The 15,871-nt window shown below is 38.8% G+C and carries 19 protein-coding genes; 9 read left to right on the top strand and 10 right to left on the bottom strand.

The window, feature by feature from the left end:
* Window positions 1-129 precede the first annotated feature (129 nt).
* The gene (locus tag GJ691_RS17935; protein ID WP_179955169.1) at window positions 130-759 is read left to right on the top strand and encodes a lysozyme family protein; all 630 of its coding nucleotides are present in this window, start codon (window positions 130-132) and stop codon (window positions 757-759) included.
* 57 nt (window positions 760-816) lie between these two features.
* Here GJ691_RS17935 and GJ691_RS17930 read toward each other — a convergent pair whose 3' ends face one another.
* Genes GJ691_RS17930 through dnaA form a run of 3 tightly spaced genes read right to left on the bottom strand, consistent with a single transcriptional unit; the run spans window position 817 to window position 3,434 of the window.
* Window positions 817-1,539, bottom strand: coding sequence for an SAM-dependent methyltransferase (locus tag GJ691_RS17930; RefSeq protein WP_154369452.1), 723 nt, complete (start codon window positions 1,537-1,539; stop codon window positions 817-819).
* 6 nt (window positions 1,540-1,545) lie between these two features.
* Window positions 1,546-2,001, bottom strand: coding sequence for a low molecular weight protein-tyrosine-phosphatase (locus GJ691_RS17925; RefSeq protein ID WP_154369450.1), 456 nt, complete (start codon window positions 1,999-2,001; stop codon window positions 1,546-1,548).
* An 8-nt stretch (window positions 2,002-2,009) separates the two neighbouring features.
* Window positions 2,010-3,434, bottom strand: a complete 1,425-nt coding sequence (gene dnaA / locus GJ691_RS17920; protein WP_154369448.1) for a chromosomal replication initiator protein DnaA — start codon at window positions 3,432-3,434, stop codon at window positions 2,010-2,012.
* 205 nt (window positions 3,435-3,639) lie between these two features.
* Here dnaA and GJ691_RS17915 point away from each other — a divergent pair, with 205 nt between their 5' ends.
* Entirely contained in the window at window positions 3,640-4,038 is a 399-nt protein-coding gene (locus tag GJ691_RS17915; protein WP_154369446.1) for an acyl-CoA thioesterase, read from the top strand.
* On the opposite strand, the gene GJ691_RS17910 is transcribed toward GJ691_RS17915, so the two are convergent.
* Genes GJ691_RS17910 through GJ691_RS17890 form a run of 5 tightly spaced genes read right to left on the bottom strand, consistent with a single transcriptional unit; the run spans window position 4,035 to window position 7,622 of the window.
* Window positions 4,035-4,649 carry an IMPACT family protein gene (locus GJ691_RS17910; protein ID WP_154369444.1) on the bottom strand — a complete coding sequence of 205 codons (615 nt, stop codon included), beginning with the start codon at window positions 4,647-4,649 and terminating at the stop codon, window positions 4,035-4,037. The two genes, GJ691_RS17915 and GJ691_RS17910, sit on opposite strands and share 4 nt — an antisense overlap.
* Window positions 4,649-5,512 (bottom strand): GRP family sugar transporter, encoded by an 864-nt coding sequence (locus GJ691_RS17905; RefSeq protein ID WP_154369442.1) that lies wholly within the window; start codon window positions 5,510-5,512, stop codon window positions 4,649-4,651. The genes GJ691_RS17910 and GJ691_RS17905 overlap by 1 nt, the downstream gene beginning before the upstream one ends.
* Window positions 5,513-6,115 carry an HAD family hydrolase gene (locus GJ691_RS17900; RefSeq protein WP_154369440.1) on the bottom strand — a complete coding sequence of 201 codons (603 nt, stop codon included), beginning with the start codon at window positions 6,113-6,115 and terminating at the stop codon, window positions 5,513-5,515.
* Window positions 6,108-7,139, bottom strand: a complete 1,032-nt coding sequence (gene ribD / locus GJ691_RS17895) for a bifunctional diaminohydroxyphosphoribosylaminopyrimidine deaminase/5-amino-6-(5-phosphoribosylamino)uracil reductase RibD (RefSeq protein WP_154369438.1) — start codon at window positions 7,137-7,139, stop codon at window positions 6,108-6,110. The genes GJ691_RS17900 and ribD overlap by 8 nt, the downstream gene beginning before the upstream one ends.
* 21 nt (window positions 7,140-7,160) lie before the next feature.
* Window positions 7,161-7,622, bottom strand: a complete 462-nt coding sequence (locus tag GJ691_RS17890) for an LEA/WHy family protein (RefSeq protein ID WP_154369436.1) — start codon at window positions 7,620-7,622, stop codon at window positions 7,161-7,163.
* Between the two features lie 59 nt (window positions 7,623-7,681).
* Here GJ691_RS17890 and GJ691_RS17885 point away from each other — a divergent pair, with 59 nt between their 5' ends.
* From GJ691_RS17885 to GJ691_RS17865, 5 genes are all read left to right on the top strand, one after another.
* On the top strand, window positions 7,682-8,182 hold the full coding sequence (locus GJ691_RS17885) for a GNAT family N-acetyltransferase (protein ID WP_246200221.1): 501 nt from the start codon (window positions 7,682-7,684) through the stop codon (window positions 8,180-8,182).
* A 3-nt stretch (window positions 8,183-8,185) separates the two neighbouring features.
* The gene (gene prmC / locus GJ691_RS17880) at window positions 8,186-9,034 is read left to right on the top strand and encodes a peptide chain release factor N(5)-glutamine methyltransferase (RefSeq protein WP_154369434.1); all 849 of its coding nucleotides are present in this window, start codon (window positions 8,186-8,188) and stop codon (window positions 9,032-9,034) included.
* Between the two features lie 45 nt (window positions 9,035-9,079).
* The gene (ligA, locus tag GJ691_RS17875; RefSeq protein ID WP_154369432.1) at window positions 9,080-11,077 is read left to right on the top strand and encodes an NAD-dependent DNA ligase LigA; all 1,998 of its coding nucleotides are present in this window, start codon (window positions 9,080-9,082) and stop codon (window positions 11,075-11,077) included.
* 61 nt (window positions 11,078-11,138) lie between these two features.
* Complete coding sequence (locus GJ691_RS17870) at window positions 11,139-12,374, top strand: cation:proton antiporter (protein WP_154369431.1); 1,236 nt, start codon at window positions 11,139-11,141, stop codon at window positions 12,372-12,374.
* Window positions 12,374-12,673: a hypothetical protein gene (locus GJ691_RS17865; RefSeq protein WP_154369429.1), complete on the top strand. Its 300-nt coding sequence runs from the start codon at window positions 12,374-12,376 to the stop codon at window positions 12,671-12,673. The genes GJ691_RS17870 and GJ691_RS17865 overlap by 1 nt, the downstream gene beginning before the upstream one ends.
* Window positions 12,674-12,678: 5 nt before the next feature.
* Here GJ691_RS17865 and GJ691_RS17860 read toward each other — a convergent pair whose 3' ends face one another.
* Together GJ691_RS17860 and GJ691_RS17855 are read right to left on the bottom strand one after the other, a co-directional pair.
* Window positions 12,679-13,590, bottom strand: coding sequence for a bifunctional metallophosphatase/5'-nucleotidase (locus GJ691_RS17860; RefSeq protein ID WP_154369427.1), 912 nt, complete (start codon window positions 13,588-13,590; stop codon window positions 12,679-12,681).
* 1 nt (window position 13,591) lies between these two features.
* Window positions 13,592-14,356, bottom strand: coding sequence for a 5'-nucleotidase C-terminal domain-containing protein (locus GJ691_RS17855; RefSeq protein ID WP_154369425.1), 765 nt, complete (start codon window positions 14,354-14,356; stop codon window positions 13,592-13,594).
* A 68-nt stretch (window positions 14,357-14,424) separates the two neighbouring features.
* Between GJ691_RS17855 and GJ691_RS17850 the strand changes: the two genes are divergently transcribed.
* Window positions 14,425-14,961 (top strand): DUF6913 domain-containing protein, encoded by a 537-nt coding sequence (locus tag GJ691_RS17850; protein ID WP_154369423.1) that lies wholly within the window; start codon window positions 14,425-14,427, stop codon window positions 14,959-14,961.
* The gene (dapA, locus tag GJ691_RS17845; RefSeq protein WP_154369421.1) at window positions 14,961-15,851 is read left to right on the top strand and encodes a 4-hydroxy-tetrahydrodipicolinate synthase; all 891 of its coding nucleotides are present in this window, start codon (window positions 14,961-14,963) and stop codon (window positions 15,849-15,851) included. Before GJ691_RS17850 ends, dapA begins: the two co-directional genes overlap by 1 nt.
* Window positions 15,852-15,871 lie beyond the last annotated feature (20 nt).

The following is a 15,871-nucleotide window of genomic DNA, read 5'->3' as shown; positions in this document are numbered from 1 at the left end:
AGGACTTGTTAACTAATAAATGACATTTTTAACAAAGCCTTCTGATCATACCCTTGTAACCGCCATATCTTTGCAGCGTGAAATTTAAGCAAACCCTTTTTTGGTTGTAAGTCTTAAGAAAATAGAGATATGAGAAGATGTATATTCTTTTTTAGTTCTCTTATCATGCTATTGGTTTTTGTAAGTTTTAGTGGTTTGTCTTTAGATACGACAGTACCGAGAACTTTAAAAGTCGATGAACCTACTGAAGTTTTGTTTCCCAAAAACAAAACTGTTTTGGCACCCACCATGGTAACACCACCTTTTTTAGGTAGTACGTTTCATGGTTTTAAAGAAGCCTTGGCGTTCAAAGAATCGTCAGGGAATTATTTTGCGACAAATACCTTAGGGTATTTGGGAAAATACCAGTTTGGTATAAACACCCTGGAGTTAATGGGTGTTTACAACTCTTCGGTATTTCTTAATGATCCTAAATTGCAGGAAAAGGCATTTGAAACCAATATTGCACGCAATAAGTGGATCATGCGTAGGGATATTAAGAAATACGTTGGTACAAGTATCAAAGGCGTTGAGATTACCGAATCTGGAATGTTGGCTGCAGCTCACTTAGCAGGACCGGGAAATGTAATGAAATATTTACGTTCATACGGAAAAATCAATTTCAAGGATGCCTACGGTTCTACTATTGTGAATTATTTGAGAAAATTCTCAGGTTACGATATTTCATTGGTAATGCCAAGACGTAACCCGAAAGTGTAAAGTTTTATTTAAATATGAAAATGGTAGGCCCCGACGGAAACGTCGGGGTTTATTTTTTTAGCCTTGAATGATAAAAATAGCAGGCCTCTTATTTAGGTCTACCGAAGAATTTTGCCATTCGGAAATACTTTGCGTTAGAATGAACTCCGTACCTAGGGTGATATCGCAGGCAATACATAGTTTAGTACTTTTTGCCAAGGTTTTGATTAATTCCTTGAACAATTTGTCGTTTCTATAAGGGGTTTCGATGAAAAGCTGTGATTGCCTACTGTCCATCGATTTCCTTTCTAAGGATTTTATTGCTTTCTTACGTAAGGCCGCATCTATGGGCAAATAACCGTTAAAGGCAAAATTCTGCCCGTTCAGGCCACTTGCCATTAAGGCTAAAACGATAGAGGAGGGCCCTACCAATGGTACAACTTGTATATTTTTTTGATGGGCTATACGTACAACATCGGCACCGGGATCGGCAATACCTGGGCAACCGGCTTCGGAAATAACCCCAACATCCATTCCCTCAAGGCATGGTTGTAAAAAAGAGGGGAGGGTTTCCGGTTCGGTATATTTGTTCAGTACTTCTATTTTTAGGCTCGGTTGCGATTTTCGTGGATAAATTTTCTTTATGAAATGTCTTGCGGACTTTTCATTCTCAACAATATAATGATCAACAGCTTCTATGACCCTTTTTATTGAAATGGGCAGAACTTCCAATGGCTCATTATCACCCAATGTAGTAGGTATCAAATAGAGTTTTCCTTTGGGTTTGTCGCTACTTTCCATAGGCGGTTACTTATTTTTCAGTTTATCTGCTATAATCGTACAGGCTTCATCAATAAGATGAAAAACATGCTCAAAACCGTTATCATCATAATAAGGGTCGGGAACTTCGTTCGGTTGCGCTTTGATTTCGTCGAGCAGTAGCTTTACTTTTTGCTTATGTTCTTCATTTTGGGCAAGTGCTATGACATTCCTGTAATTGCTTTTGTCCATCACATAGATCAAATCGAACACTTCAAAATCGTCCGCTGAAAATTGACGACATCTTTGATGGCTAATGTCGATATTATATTTAAGGCCAACGGAAATACTTCTACTGTCGGGCTTACTGCCGATGTGATAACCTCCCGTACCCGCGGAATCTACCTGAACTTCGTCACTGTTTACCTTGTCTTGGAGAATACCTTCGGCCAATGGTGACCTACAGATGTTTCCAAGGCAGACCATTAAAACCTTTGTAGCCATTAAATGTGTTATGAAAGTTTCTTCGTTAAATCTTCTATATACTTACGAAACTGTTTGTCTGTTTCTGCAAGGTTGTCTACTGTTTTACAGGCATGTAAAACCGTTGCGTGATCTCTTTTTCCTATTTGGGAGCCAATACTGGCCAATGAAGCCTTGGTGAACTTTTTGGCGAAGAACATAGCCAATTGTCTTGCTTGCACAATGTGTCTTTTCCTTGTTTTGGATTGAAGGGTGGCCACATCCATCTCAAAATAGTCAGATACCACTTTCTGAATATAGTCGATAGATACTTCCCGTTTCGTATTCTTCACAAATTTTTCAACTACTTGTTGGGCCAATTCCAAAGTAACCTCTTTCTTGTTGAACGAAGATTGTGCTATTAAGGAAATAATGGCACCTTCCAGTTCACGAATATTGGTTTTGATATGTTTGGCCACATAGTCGATAATATCTTCCGGCATCTCAACACCATCACGATATAATTTGTTTTTCAAGATAGAAATCCTTGTTTCGTAATCAGGACTTTGTAATTCTGCGGATAACCCCCATTTGAACCTAGACAGCAATCGTTGTTCAATATCCTGCATATCTACAGGTGCCTTGTCCGAAGTAAGGATCACTTGTTTCCCATTTTGGTGTAAATGGTTGAATATATGGAAGAATACATCTTGGGTACCCGATTTTCCTGATAAGAACTGAACATCGTCTATGATCAAAACATCTATCAACTGATAAAAGTGGATAAAATCGTTACGGGTATTCTTTTTTACCGATTCAATATACTGTTGGGTAAATTTTTCGGCAGAGATATACAGAACCGTACGATCGGGATATTTGTCCTTAATCTCTACACCTATGGCATGTGCCAAGTGGGTCTTTCCTAGGCCAACGCCACCGAAAACCAATAGGGGGTTAAAAGAGGTTCCTCCAGGTTTGTTTGCCACAGCCATCCCTGCAGAACGGGCCAAGCGGTTAGAATCCCCTTCTAGGAAATTATCGAAATTATAATTAGGATTTAATTGTGATTCTATTTTAATATTGCGAATACCTGGAATAACAAAGGGGTTCCTAAGTTCTGGGTTTTTCGATTTAATGGGGACATCCATTTCCTGAGGGCCCATGTTTCCACGATTCGCACTTGGTATTTTCTCTGTAAAGGGTTCACGGTTACCATAGGTGTTCTCCATACGTATAATGTAGACCAACTTTGCGGTTTCGCCCAACTCTTTAGTGAGTGCTACTTTTAAGAGCTTTACATAGTGCTCTTCTAGCCATTCGTAGAAAAATTTACTGGGTACCTGAATGCTCAGTGCATTCTCTGAAAGTTTTACAGGTTTTATGGGTTCAAACCAAGTTTTGAATGCCTGCGGTTGGATATTATCCTTGATAAAAGCCAGACAATTGTTCCAAACGGAATTAGCAGTAACACTCATTATAAAAAAATCTCTTGTTTATGGTTAGTTTTTAAGCATAAATAGCACCGGCTCAATAGGAATGCAAGTGTAATTTAGGTCTCGCAAATATGTGAACAAAAATCCTAAAAAAAAAATCAATTAGGGTTGAATTTACCCTTTTTTTTTCGCATGTTGGGTTCGCAAAACGCAAGCTCATAAATATATAATTTTTAGTTGGATTTTTATGGATTATAATGAAATTTCTTTTAGGGTACGTTACTGTGAAACTGATCAGATGGGAATTGTTCATCACGGCAATTACCCGCAATACTTGGAGATGGGAAGAATCGAATGGCTTCGTTCCTTAGGGGTTTCGTACAAATCCATGGAGGATAGCGGTATTATCCTTCCTGTTGTGTCCATATCTATAAACTATAAAAAATCGGCATACTACGACGACCTTTTGTTCGTACGTACCTTCTTACGGAAAAAGCCTATGGTCAGGATCGAATTCGACTATGAAATCTATAATGGTGAAGGTGAATTATTAGCTGATGCAAAAACGGTACTTGCTTTTATGGATGCCAAAAAAAACAAGCCCATGAGATGCCCTGCCGACATACTTCAGAAGATGGGGTTTTAATCCTCCTTTAGCTGAATTGATACCATATGGTTTTCTTTGAACAACTGCATGACCATTTCGGTATGACTTTTCGGTGAGGTAATCTCTAGATCGCACTCCATTTCCAATTTTTGGGAAACGATATCAAGATTGTTTTGTTTAATTATCCGCATGACCTTGTCCATGGATTCATAACCGAAATGGACTTTAAAATGGGCCTTTTGAATACGTGTTACAATCGGGGATACTTCAAGGGCCATTTGGGCTGCCGTTTTGTAAGCACTGATCAAGCCGCCAACACCTAGTTTAGTACCACCGAATATACGTGCGACGGCCACTAAAACATTGGTTACACCAAAGGACTGAATTTGTCCGTAAATGGGCATTCCGGCCGAATTGTTGGGTTCGCCATCGTCATTTGCCCTGTAATGAGCATTATTTATCCCCAATTGCCATGCATAACATACATGGTTGGCCGTGTGGTGTTGTTTTTTTAATTTTTCTATCAATGGTTTAACCTCGTCTTCAGATTTTATGGGATAAGCATAACCGAAAAATTTGCTCTTTTTTTCCTTGAAGAGTATTTCTTCGGATGGGGCGGACAGGGTTTTGTAACTATCGGTATTTTCCATTAGAATACGGCAACCAAGATTATACTGATTATGGCCAAGGCAATGCCTCCCCAATTTTTAAAGCTGATTTGTTCCTTAAACAGAACAATACCTAGGAGGGTAGATAACATTACAATGGCAACATTATTGATCGTAAAGACAGATGCACTGTTCAATGTTGGGTTCTGCAATGCCCGGAGTAGATAATATATTGAAAAATAGTTGGGTATCCCCAAGGCGATTCCTCCTATTATATTCTTGAAATTCACCTTCAACGGGGCTTTAAAACTTTTATAGATGATAATGAAAATACCTACAATGGTAGCCGCAGCAAAAACCGTTGCTGAAAAAAGAGGGAACTCATTTTCCTGTATATGTGCTTCTTGGACGTATTTTATACTCGTATCGATAATTCCAGAGCCTAGAAAAACCAATAAGGGCAAAATCAATGAGGATCGTTTGAAATTGACTTCTTTCTTTTTTATGGATGCAAAATATACAGCGGCTAAAGCCAGTACAATACCTAGGATTTTTATTGGACCTAGGGTTTCTTTATACACAAGTACCCCGAAAATAACGGGAATCACTAAGGACATTTTAGTGGCTACCGAGGCCACGGAAACACCAACGGCCTGAGATGTTCTTGCCATTAGATTAAAGACAACGATAAAAAGTACACCAAGCACTAAGGTTCCTAGGAACCATGGTTGTTCGGCGATTTCGGTTGGTTTTATTTCACCGGAATAGAAATATAACCCAACTGAGCAGGCAACCACGTAATTTGTGATTATGGCAAACAAAGTTTCTACCTTATATACGTCATAAAGTTTAAAAATCACGAAGATCAGGCTGGAACAAAGGACGCTCAGGGCAAGGTCAAACATCTAAAACTTTGATTTTAATTGGGTAACATCTTCTTTACCGACCAAAAGATTCCATGTTTTTATACCTAATTTATTGGCCGCTTCGGTATTTTCACTAGTGTCATCTACAAAAAGGGTCTCGATGGCGTTTAGGTCGTTTTCTTTCAGCACAAATTCATAAATATCAGTATTTGGTTTCCTTAAGGCTATTTCGTGTGATAGGTAAAATTGCTCAAAGCACTTCTTAAAGCGATTGTATTTTTGTTCGCCCATACTCTCCATTACGTGAGCTATATGTAATGCATTGGTATTGCTAAGTAAAAAAAGCCGATATGTATTTTCTTTGGTCAATTGTTCCAAAAACTCCAATCGGTGATCTGGGAAGTCCAAGATCATACCGTTCCACACCGAAATAATTTCTTCTGCCGATGCTTTGGGAAACGCATTGTTCAGTTCTTTCACGAAAGCATCTGTTGTAATGGCGCCTATTTCATAGGCATTGCTAACTTCCAAGAGCTTAGGGGTAAGTTCAGGGTTTTCATATTTTTGCATTTCACGAAATACAATTTCCTTATCAAGATTTATGAAAACATCGCCGAAGTCGAAAATGATGTTTTTAATCATTCTTATATATATTTAATAAATCAGAATCAATTTTTAATGTCTCATGTAGCTTGCCATTGCTTTTGGGAGCCTTAAGGCCTTCGCCGAATGTATTTTGACCTGTGAAAATCCTCGCTTCGTCCCATAAATTACTGTCAATGAAAGATTGAAGGGTTTGGGCACCACCTTCTATTAGGATACTAATGATATTTTTCTTGTGTAAAGTTCGGCAAATTTGCTCGGGAACGTTTTTGGAAAAATCAATGGTTTCGAAATCAATATCCGCAAATTGTTTTGAAGCATCTTCCACTTCGGTAAAGATGATGGTTTTTACACTTTTATCATAAATGTGGTAGTTGCCCTGTATTTTTAAGTTCCTATCTATGATCACCCGAATAGGGGATTTACCGGTCCAATCCCGAACATTCAGTTTAGGATTATCTTCAAGAACGGTATTGGTACCCACTAAGATGGCCTGCTCTTCACTACGCCATTTATGTACAAGTTGTCTTGAAAATGTGTTCGAAATCCAATAAGGTTTTGGTTCCTCATCTCTCTTAGGGGGTAAGGGAGCAATAAATCCATCCATGGTTTCCGCCCATTTTAAGATGATATATGGTCGTTGTTTTTGTTGAAATGTAATAAAGCGTTTATGGTGTTCCAGGCAGGCTTCCTCAAGAAATCCAATGGTAACATTACAACCTGCATTTTTAAGACGTGCAATACCTTTCCCCTTGACCTTATCGTGGGGGTCCATTGTCCCTATTACCACATTGGGTATGTTGTGCTTTATAATCAAATCGGCACAAGGTGGGGTTTTTCCGTAATGGGAACAGGGTTCTAATGTAACGTATAAGGTGGCTTTTATTAAATCTGATTTGTTTTTAACCGAATTTATAGCGTTGACTTCGGCATGTGGACCTCCGTATGCACTTGTATAACCTTCACCGATGATTCTATTGTTCAGCACTATCACGGCACCTACCATAGGGTTTGGTGCGGTAACCCCTAAACCATTTTTGGCCAATTGAAGGGCGCGCTTCATGAATATCGGGTCGGGCAACATTTATTTTATCGTTATTTCTTGACTGTGGTCAACAGGATAATCATAGGAAAATCCTGCAAGTTTATATGTTATACTTCCCTTAAAGTCGATTTTCATTTTCTTGTTAAGAACTTGGTTTAAGATAATTCCTAATAAATTCCGGTTGCCTTCTTTGAACAATTTTGACAATGGGAAACTAACTGTCAAAGGTACGATAAAATTATCCTTCGCAGGAACGTCAAAGGCTTCAGAAGATACGCTGGCGATATAGATATTATCTATATAAACCTTGATTTCATCCGTAAGCAAAGTGCCACCTAGGTCATTTTCATTTTTGAAATGGGCATCAGCCTTCAGGGTAATGTTGTTAGAACTGGCTTCTTCGACCCAGACGTTGTCGATTCCCAAGTACTCGGGTTTTTTATCGAACGTACAGCTTTGTACAAGAATGGCCAAAACCAATATGAAAAATACGTTTTTCATTCCCTATAAAATTATATTTCATGTATCTTCACTCCGCTAAAATAGAACATTAATATATATTGGGTAAACAATTGGGGGTAACTGTTAAAATTCGGGAAATTGAGCAAAAAGATAATGAAGCGGTAGCTTCTTTGATCAGAAAGGTATTGGTGGGAATGGGAGTTCCAAAAGTGGGTACCGCCTATGAGGATACCGCATTGGACCATATGTTCGAAAATTACGATGTACCCAAAGCTACTTATTTCGTTGTTGAAGAAGATGGGAGGCTTATTGGCTCAGCGGGTGTTGCCCAATTAGAGAATTTCGAAGGTAACGTTTGTGAGCTGCAAAAGATGTACTTCTTGGAAGAGGCTAGAGAAAGGGGGTTAGGGTCCCAAATGATGAAAATATGTTTGGATAATGCGAGGCAATATGGTTTTGAAAAATGTTATTTGGAAACTATGCCTTATATGAAGGAAGCCCAAAAGCTATATAAAAAGTCGGGATTTGAATATATTGATGCCCCTATGGGGAATACCGGTCATTATTCGTGTCAGGTTTGGATGTTGAAACAACTTTGAACTATGTTGTTACGCGAAATCAAGAATATTTACCATATAGAATTAGATGCCTTATATCCTAAAGAAGAGGTAGATAGCTTTTTTTATCTTACGATTGGTCATTTTTTAGGGTTAGAACGTTTTGTATTGGCATTGGAGCCCGATATAACAGTGACAAAGGAAGAGGAACAACCTCTTTTTGAGGTTTTGTCCCAATTAAGGAAGGAAAAACCGATTCAATATATTTTAGGTACGGCCCAATTTATGGATATGGATTTTGTGGTCAATGAAGATGTGCTGATACCTAGGCCTGAAACTGAAGAATTGGTTCGTTGGATCATTGATGAACATACGGATCAAAATATGGCATTCAATATCTTGGATATAGGGACAGGTAGCGGGTGTATTGCCATTTCACTGGCAATAGCCTTTAAAAATGCAAAGGTATTCGCTTTGGATATTTCCAATAAAGCTTTAGAAACAGCTAAATTGAATGCAAGGAACAATAAGGTTGAAATAGAATGTATTCAATCCGATATTCTTACAACGAAATCCCTAAAAGAAAAGTTCGATATTATAGTCTCCAATCCTCCTTATGTTAGGATGTTGGAGAAGAAATTGATGAAGCCAAACGTAATAGATAACGAACCTGGGATCGCGTTGTTCGTTTCTGATGATGATCCACTGGTTTTTTATCGAAGAATAATGGACTTTGCAAAATCAAATTTAAACAAAGGTGGTTCTTTGTATTTTGAAATAAACCAATATCTGGGAGAGGAAACAAAAGCTCTTTTGGAAAACGGTTTTTCCAATATTGAACTTAGAAAAGATATATTTGGAAATGATAGGATGGTAAAGGGGAAAATCGAATAGAAAACAATGGGTCTTCCCAAAAAGATTTATAAAGGTCAATTATAAATGAACACTAAGGAGAAAATTGAGGCGCTACGCCAGGAGTTGAGAGAACATAATTACAATTATTATGTTCTTGATAATCCAACGATTACGGATTTTGAGTTTGATATGAAGTTAAAGGAGCTTCAAGAATTGGAGGGCAAGCATCCGGAGTTTTACGATCCTTCGTCGCCAACATTACGTGTTGGGGGAGGAATAACAAAGAATTTCAATACCGTTGTTCATGAACAGCGAATGTATTCCTTGGATAACTCTTATTCCAAAGAAGATCTGGAAGATTGGGAGAAACGAATTCAGCGAATACTGGGAGATGCGGAGGTAGAATTTACCTGTGAGTTGAAATATGACGGTGCTTCCATTAATCTTACCTATGAAGAAGGAAAACTGGTAAAAGCGGTTACTCGGGGTGATGGGTTCCAGGGCGATGATGTGACCACTAATATTAAGACCATTCGTTCTGTTCCTTTACAACTTAAGGGGGATTACCCTCCCAAGTTCGATATCCGTGGTGAGATTATTCTTCCATTGGATGGTTTTGCTAAAATGAACGAGGAGCGCATTGCTGCAGGGGAAGACCCTTATATGAATCCACGTAATACGGCCTCGGGCAGCCTAAAATTGCAAGATAGTGCTATGGTAGCGCAGCGTCCTTTGGATTGTCTACTCTATGGTATCGTAGGGGAAAATACGGGCATAACGTCCCAATATGAAATGTTGAAAAAGGCTAGGGAATGGGGTTTTAAAGTACCTTCTATTGCTCAATTGTGCAAAAGTACCGAAGAGGTAATGGCCTTTATTGATGCTTGGGATGTTAAACGGCACAGCCTACCTTATGAGACCGATGGTGTTGTGGTAAAAGTGAATAGTGTTCAACACCAAGAGGAATTGGGGTATACCGCTAAATCACCACGCTGGGCAATGGCCTATAAGTTTAAGGCTGAACAGGTTTCAACTATTTTAAAGGAAATTACCTATCAGGTGGGGCGTACTGGGGCCATTACCCCTGTGGCGAATCTTGAGCCTGTATTATTGGCCGGAACGACCGTGAAAAGGGCCTCCTTGCATAATGCCGACCAAATTGAAAAGTTGGATATACGGGAAGGGGATACTGTATTTGTAGAAAAAGGGGGAGAGATCATTCCAAAAATCGTTGGGGTCGATCTATCTTTAAGGCCAGCCGATTCAAAACCCACACATTATATTACCCATTGTCCTGAATGTGGAACCGAATTGGTGCGTACAGAAGGGGATGCCAAGCACTATTGTACCAATTTTTATGGATGCCCTACCCAAATCACAGGGCGTATACAGCATTTCATTTCCCGTAAGGCCATGGATATTGAAGGTCTTGGAGCTGAAACCGTAGAGTTGCTTTTTAAGGAAGGCCTAATTCGAAATTATGCCGACCTCTATGTTTTAACCAAAGAGCAGGTAATGCCTTTGGAACGAATGGCCGATAAATCTGCAGAGAACTTGGTGAAAGGGGTGGCCGAATCGGTCAATATTCCGTTTGAACGTGTTTTGTTTGCCTTGGGTATTCGATTCGTGGGAGAGACGGTGGCTAAAAAGTTGGCAAAAGCCTTTAAAAATATTGATGCTTTAATGGCCGCTTCAGTTGAAGGTTTAATGGCTGTTGATGAAATTGGCGAGCGTATTGCCCAAAGTGTGGTCGATTTTTTCCAAAACGAGAGAAATTTGGAAATCATTTCACGGTTAAGGAGTTATGGACTACAATTTGAAATATCAGCTGATAAGTTGTTGAACCAGACCGAATTACTAAAAGGAAAAACCTTTGTCGTTTCAGGGGTTTTTGAGACCATTAGTAGAAATGACCTAAAAAAAATGATTGAGGATAATGGGGGTAAGGTAGGGTCCTCCATTTCATCTAAAACTTCGTTTTTGGTGGCCGGTGATAAAATGGGCCCAAGTAAAAGAACCAAAGCCGAGAGTTTGGGGGTTCCTATAATATCCGAACAGGATTTTCTGGGGATGGTAAAATAAGTTAGGTTAAATAATATATACAATCCTAATAAAGTCCTTTTTTCAAATTAAAATACTGACCATGAATTATTTTTTGATTACCACTATACTGGTTTTTCTATCCGCGGCCTTTGGTTTTATCAATGTGCGCTTTTTAAAATTGCCCAATACCATCGGTTTAATGGTCATAACCATATTTTTCACGTTGGGGGTATTTGCGTTAAGTTACTTTGATGACACCTTGTTAAATGCTGAGAAATATATTATTACCCAAATCGATTTTAAGACGTTGCTGTTAGATATTATGCTGAGTTTTTTACTCTTTGCAGGGGCTTTACATACGAATTTTCAACAATTGAAGGTGCAGCGATGGCCTATTTTGGTATTTTCAACGCTTGGAGTATTGGTGTCTACATTTTTGGTGGGTACGGCGGTCTATTATTTGTTGATGCTATTCAATATGGATGTAGGCTATGTGTATTGTCTATTGTTCGGGGCATTGATTTCCCCAACAGACCCAATTGCTGTTTTGGGTATTTTAAAACAGGCGGGAGCTCCGAAAAAATTAGAAACCAAAATCGTAGGGGAGTCCTTGTTCAATGATGGGGTTGGGGTAGTTGTGTTTTTGACCATTTTCCAGTTCGCTTCTTCCGGTAGTGCTACAGTTTCCGCTTTGGATGTGTTAGAACTTTTTGGGGTTGAGGTTATTGGTGGGGTTGTACTTGGGTTACTTTTAGGTTGGATTACCTATCGCTTAATGAAGTCAATAGATGATTATGATATTGAGGTAATCATAACATTGGCTACCGTAATGGTGGGCACGGTAATAGCACAAAATCTTCACCTTTCGGCTCCATTGGCCATGGTGACTGCCGGATTAATGGTAGGGAACGATACGATGCGAGATAGTGCCATGTCCGAGATTACCGAAACTTATGTAGATAAGTTCTGGGAGCTGGTAGATATTCTCTTGAATACCTTATTGTTCGTTTTGATAGGGATGGAGATGTTGGTTTTGGCCTTTGAGCTCGATTATGTTATCGCCGGATTGTTGTCTATTCCCATTATACTTATTTGCAGATACTTGTCCTTGTTGCTCCCTATTAACTTTTTTAAGGAAAAGCTGGATTTTGTCCCCAATACCAATATCATAATGACTTGGGGTGGATTAAGGGGTGGAATTTCAATAGCCCTTGCATTAGGACTTACCCAAGATATGCATCGCGATTTGTTTTTGGTAATAACCTATGTGGTTGTCGTTTTTTCCATTATCGTTCAAGGACTTACCGTTGGCAAGTTGGTTAAAAAACTAACGTAATGGTGCCAAAGGATTATAGTGGTTTTATTGAATCATTAGAGGGTGGATTGCCAGCGGAATATTGGCCGGATGCACTAAAATCTTTGTGGTATGATGCCAAAGGAAATTGGGAAATATCCCATGATTTGGCCCAGGACATCCATGATGACCTAGGTAGTTGGATCCATGCCTATCTACATCGAAAAGAAGGCGATAATTTCAATGCGGCATATTGGTATGCAAAGGCCAATAAACCCTTCCCAACGATAACGCTTAAAGATGAGTTTAAAGAAATAGTTGATCGTATCCTTTCGGCTTAGGAACTTTATACAATGATACGGGTACCATCGGCCTTACTATTCTTATCATTATCAAAGTAGAAGTCTATCCGGCCTAGATTTATACCAAAACATCCTACTTGATTGACCAAGATGTTATTACCTAAGGCATTTTTGGTCACAGTGGGTTTGTCTAGAAAAGTATGGGTATGTCCGCCAATAATAAGGTCAGTGTATTTTGATTTTGCTGCAAGTTTTAAATCGTCGGGTTTTTGTTCACTTTTATAATGATAGCCTAAATGTGAAAGACAAATGATCAAATCGCATTTTTCCTCCGTTTTTAACTGGGATTCTATGTCGGTCGCAATTTCAAACGGATCAAGGTACCTGGTTTCCTTATAAAGTTTTTTAGTTACCAGTCCGGCAAGCTCAATGCCGATGCCGTATATTCCAACTTTTAGTCCGTTCACTAAATACGTATTATAAGGTTTAACATGACCGTTCATAACCGTATTACTAAAGTCGTAGTTGGCCGATAGTAATTCAAAAGTGGCATGGGGCATTTGGGCAAAGAGTCCGTCTATGCCATTGTCAAAGTCATGGTTTCCGATAGTTGCCGCATCATATTTGAGTTTGCTCATTAGTTTAAATTCCAATTCACCTCCATAAAAATTAAAATAGGGAGTGCCTTGAAAAATATCACCGGCGTCAAGTAATAGGGTATTCGGATTTTCTTTTCTGATAGCTTCAACTAACGATGCCCTTCTTGCAACTCCACCTAAGTTAGGAAAGCTTGTATGGCTTTTGGGGAACGTATCGATATGACTGTGCACATCGTTGGTATGTAGTATGGTAATATGCTTATTGGTCGCCCCCATGCAGGAGTTCAAGGAAAGTCCCCCTAAACCAACAAATGCCGAACCAGCTGATGTCTTACTAATAAAATTTCTTCTATCCATATTAATTTTCCATATAAAACCGGTCATCGACTTCCGGTGCAAGGGTGTCTACTTTTTTAAAATAATCGATCATGGCATTGCGAATCAAATAATCAGTCTCGGTTACCGATGTATTGTTCTTAAAGAATCCCATGTGGTCACCCCCGGTAATCAAATAATCAGAGGTCGCTACATAATAAATTCTATTTGGATCTATAGGTGCTCCATTAACCAAGGCTTTTTTTAGTTTTCTGTTTTTGTCCAGAACTATTTGCATGCCAGATATGGGGTGAGCCCTTCCGGAACGTATTAAGAACTCAACCATATCATTTACATAATTACCCTTAATGCTCGCTACTTTAATGGTATTCTCAAAAGGCATAATCTCGAACGCGTTTCTTGCGCTGACATTACCTTCGGAAATTATGGAGCGTATTCCACCGTGATTAAGTAGAACAAAGTCTATTTCTTTGCCTGTTCGTGCCTTGAAAATGGGATTGGCTTCTTTAAGTACAATGTCAGCCATTAAATTGCCTGCAGTGGTGTTGAATTCCCCGTCTTCTTTTGAAATGGTTTTTGGGGCATAGGTCAAGGTACTGTCCAAAACCTCGTTGATTCTGTTCCTGTAGGGGGCAACAAAGTCTTCTATGGCTTGTGATTTGGAGATTGTACTATCTATGGGGATTTGTTTTCCTTCGATTTTACGAAGCGTTTGTTTTTCCTGTTTACACGATACAAATCCCAATAAAGTTATAAATATAACAAAATGTTGTATTTTTAAAATCATTATTGTTTTTATCTTAGCCTCATAAAGATGAGTGTTTATTATTTACATTTGCGTAAATGTAAAAGTACATGTTTTTAAAAGGAATTAAGGATAAATTTAAACACAAATCCGGTAAAAAGTTCTTAAAAGAAGAGTTGGCTAAAACTGCTCCCCAAGTGGGTAGGGCAAACGGAATAACTTCTATCGGTTGTATTATCGATTTGGATATTTTCGAAAAACCTGAGCTCTTTTTTGAATTTGTTGATGAGTATAATTTAAGACCTAATGCCGTAAAGATCATAGGTTATAAAAAATATTACGATAAGAACTCACCCTATTCCACTCCTGTGTTTTCCGATAAGGATTTAGGTTGGAAAGGTGAAATAGCAAACAGTTATGCTTTAGAGTTCTTGGGGAGGGAATATGATTTATTGATCAATTACTATGATACGGATAATTTATTACTTCAATTAATGACCGTTAAGAGCAATGCTCGGATTAAGGTAGGTTTTAAAGAAGTAGATCAACAATTGAATGATTTGATTTTGGGATTGCCCCTAAAAGATTTTAAAACGTTTAAACTAGAACTCAAGAAATATTTAAGGGTTCTGAATGAAATTGAATAATGAATAAATTGATGGGTACGGGAGTTGCTTTAGTCACCCCATTTAAGAATGATCTTTCAGTAGATACGATGGCATTGGCGAATATCGTGGAACATTGTATTGAAGGTGGGGTCGATTATTTGGTGGCTTTGGGAACTACGGCTGAAACGGCTACACTAACAGAGGAGGAGAAACATCTTGTTTTGGATACCATTGTAAGTGCCAATAAAGGTAGGTTGCCTTTGGTTATCGGAATAGGCGGCAATAATACCTATGCGGTTATAGAGACCATCAAGAAATATGATTTAACAAATTTCGATGCCATTCTTTCGGTATCACCTTTTTACAATAAACCTACGCAAGAAGGTATTTATCAGCATTTTAAAGCGATTTCAGAAAATTCGCCTTTACCGTTGATAGTCTATAACGTACCGGGGAGAACAGGGAGTAACATGCTCCCGACCACCGTTCTTCGATTGGCAAATGATTTTGAGAATATCATAGCTATTAAGGAGGCTTCTGGTGATATGTCTCAGGTTATGCAGATTGTTAAGGATAAACCTAAGGATTTTATGGTGATTTCGGGTGATGATATGACTGCCCTGTCAACTGTATTGGCAGGAGGGGCCGGAGTAATCTCAGTTTTAGGACAAGGGGTTCCCAGCGTATTTTCCAAAATGATCCGTCTGGGATTGAAGACACAGGTTAAAGAAGCTTTCGAATTACAATACGCTATTCAGGATGGCATTGGTTTAATTTTTGAAGAAGGTAATCCCGCGGGTATCAAATCGGTATTTGATGCTCTGGGTCTTGCTTCGGAAGGGGTCAGGTTACCTTTGGTCCCCGTTTCGGAATCACTTCGTGTAAGAATAAAGCATTTCGTAAAGCCATTCGTTGGTCTGCACGCTTAAATACAAAGGACTTCCTTTGA

It is taken from the genome of Maribacter luteus (assembly GCF_009674825.1).
Classification (GTDB): Bacteria; Bacteroidota; Bacteroidia; order Flavobacteriales; family Flavobacteriaceae; genus Maribacter_A; species Maribacter_A luteus.
This window is presented reverse-complemented; position numbering and strand designations above follow the sequence as displayed.

Bases quoted from the DNA above. Each gene is read 5' to 3' on its own strand.
- GJ691_RS17935 (WP_179955169.1), top strand. From the start codon at position 130: ATGAGAAGATGTATATTCTTTTTTAGTTCTCTTATCATGCTATTGGTT.
- GJ691_RS17930 (WP_154369452.1), bottom strand. From the start codon at position 1,539: ATGGAAAGTAGCGACAAACCCAAAGGAAAACTCTATTTGATACCTACT.
- GJ691_RS17925 (WP_154369450.1), bottom strand. From the start codon at position 2,001: ATGGCTACAAAGGTTTTAATGGTCTGCCTTGGAAACATCTGTAGGTCA.
- dnaA (WP_154369448.1), bottom strand. From the start codon at position 3,434: ATGAGTGTTACTGCTAATTCCGTTTGGAACAATTGTCTGGCTTTTATC.
- GJ691_RS17915 (WP_154369446.1), top strand. From the start codon at position 3,640: ATGGATTATAATGAAATTTCTTTTAGGGTACGTTACTGTGAAACTGAT.
- GJ691_RS17910 (WP_154369444.1), bottom strand. From the start codon at position 4,649: ATGGAAAATACCGATAGTTACAAAACCCTGTCCGCCCCATCCGAAGAA.
- GJ691_RS17905 (WP_154369442.1), bottom strand. From the start codon at position 5,512: ATGTTTGACCTTGCCCTGAGCGTCCTTTGTTCCAGCCTGATCTTCGTG.
- GJ691_RS17900 (WP_154369440.1), bottom strand. From the start codon at position 6,115: ATGATTAAAAACATCATTTTCGACTTCGGCGATGTTTTCATAAATCTT.
- ribD (WP_154369438.1), bottom strand. From the start codon at position 7,139: ATGAAGCGCGCCCTTCAATTGGCCAAAAATGGTTTAGGGGTTACCGCA.
- GJ691_RS17890 (WP_154369436.1), bottom strand. From the start codon at position 7,622: ATGAAAAACGTATTTTTCATATTGGTTTTGGCCATTCTTGTACAAAGC.
- prmC (WP_154369434.1), top strand. From the start codon at position 8,186: ATGTTGTTACGCGAAATCAAGAATATTTACCATATAGAATTAGATGCC.
- ligA (WP_154369432.1), top strand. From the start codon at position 9,080: ATGAACACTAAGGAGAAAATTGAGGCGCTACGCCAGGAGTTGAGAGAA.
- GJ691_RS17870 (WP_154369431.1), top strand. From the start codon at position 11,139: ATGAATTATTTTTTGATTACCACTATACTGGTTTTTCTATCCGCGGCC.
- GJ691_RS17865 (WP_154369429.1), top strand. From the start codon at position 12,374: ATGGTGCCAAAGGATTATAGTGGTTTTATTGAATCATTAGAGGGTGGA.
- GJ691_RS17860 (WP_154369427.1), bottom strand. From the start codon at position 13,590: ATGGATAGAAGAAATTTTATTAGTAAGACATCAGCTGGTTCGGCATTT.
- GJ691_RS17855 (WP_154369425.1), bottom strand. From the start codon at position 14,356: ATGATTTTAAAAATACAACATTTTGTTATATTTATAACTTTATTGGGA.
- GJ691_RS17850 (WP_154369423.1), top strand. From the start codon at position 14,425: ATGTTTTTAAAAGGAATTAAGGATAAATTTAAACACAAATCCGGTAAA.
- dapA (WP_154369421.1), top strand. From the start codon at position 14,961: ATGAATAAATTGATGGGTACGGGAGTTGCTTTAGTCACCCCATTTAAG.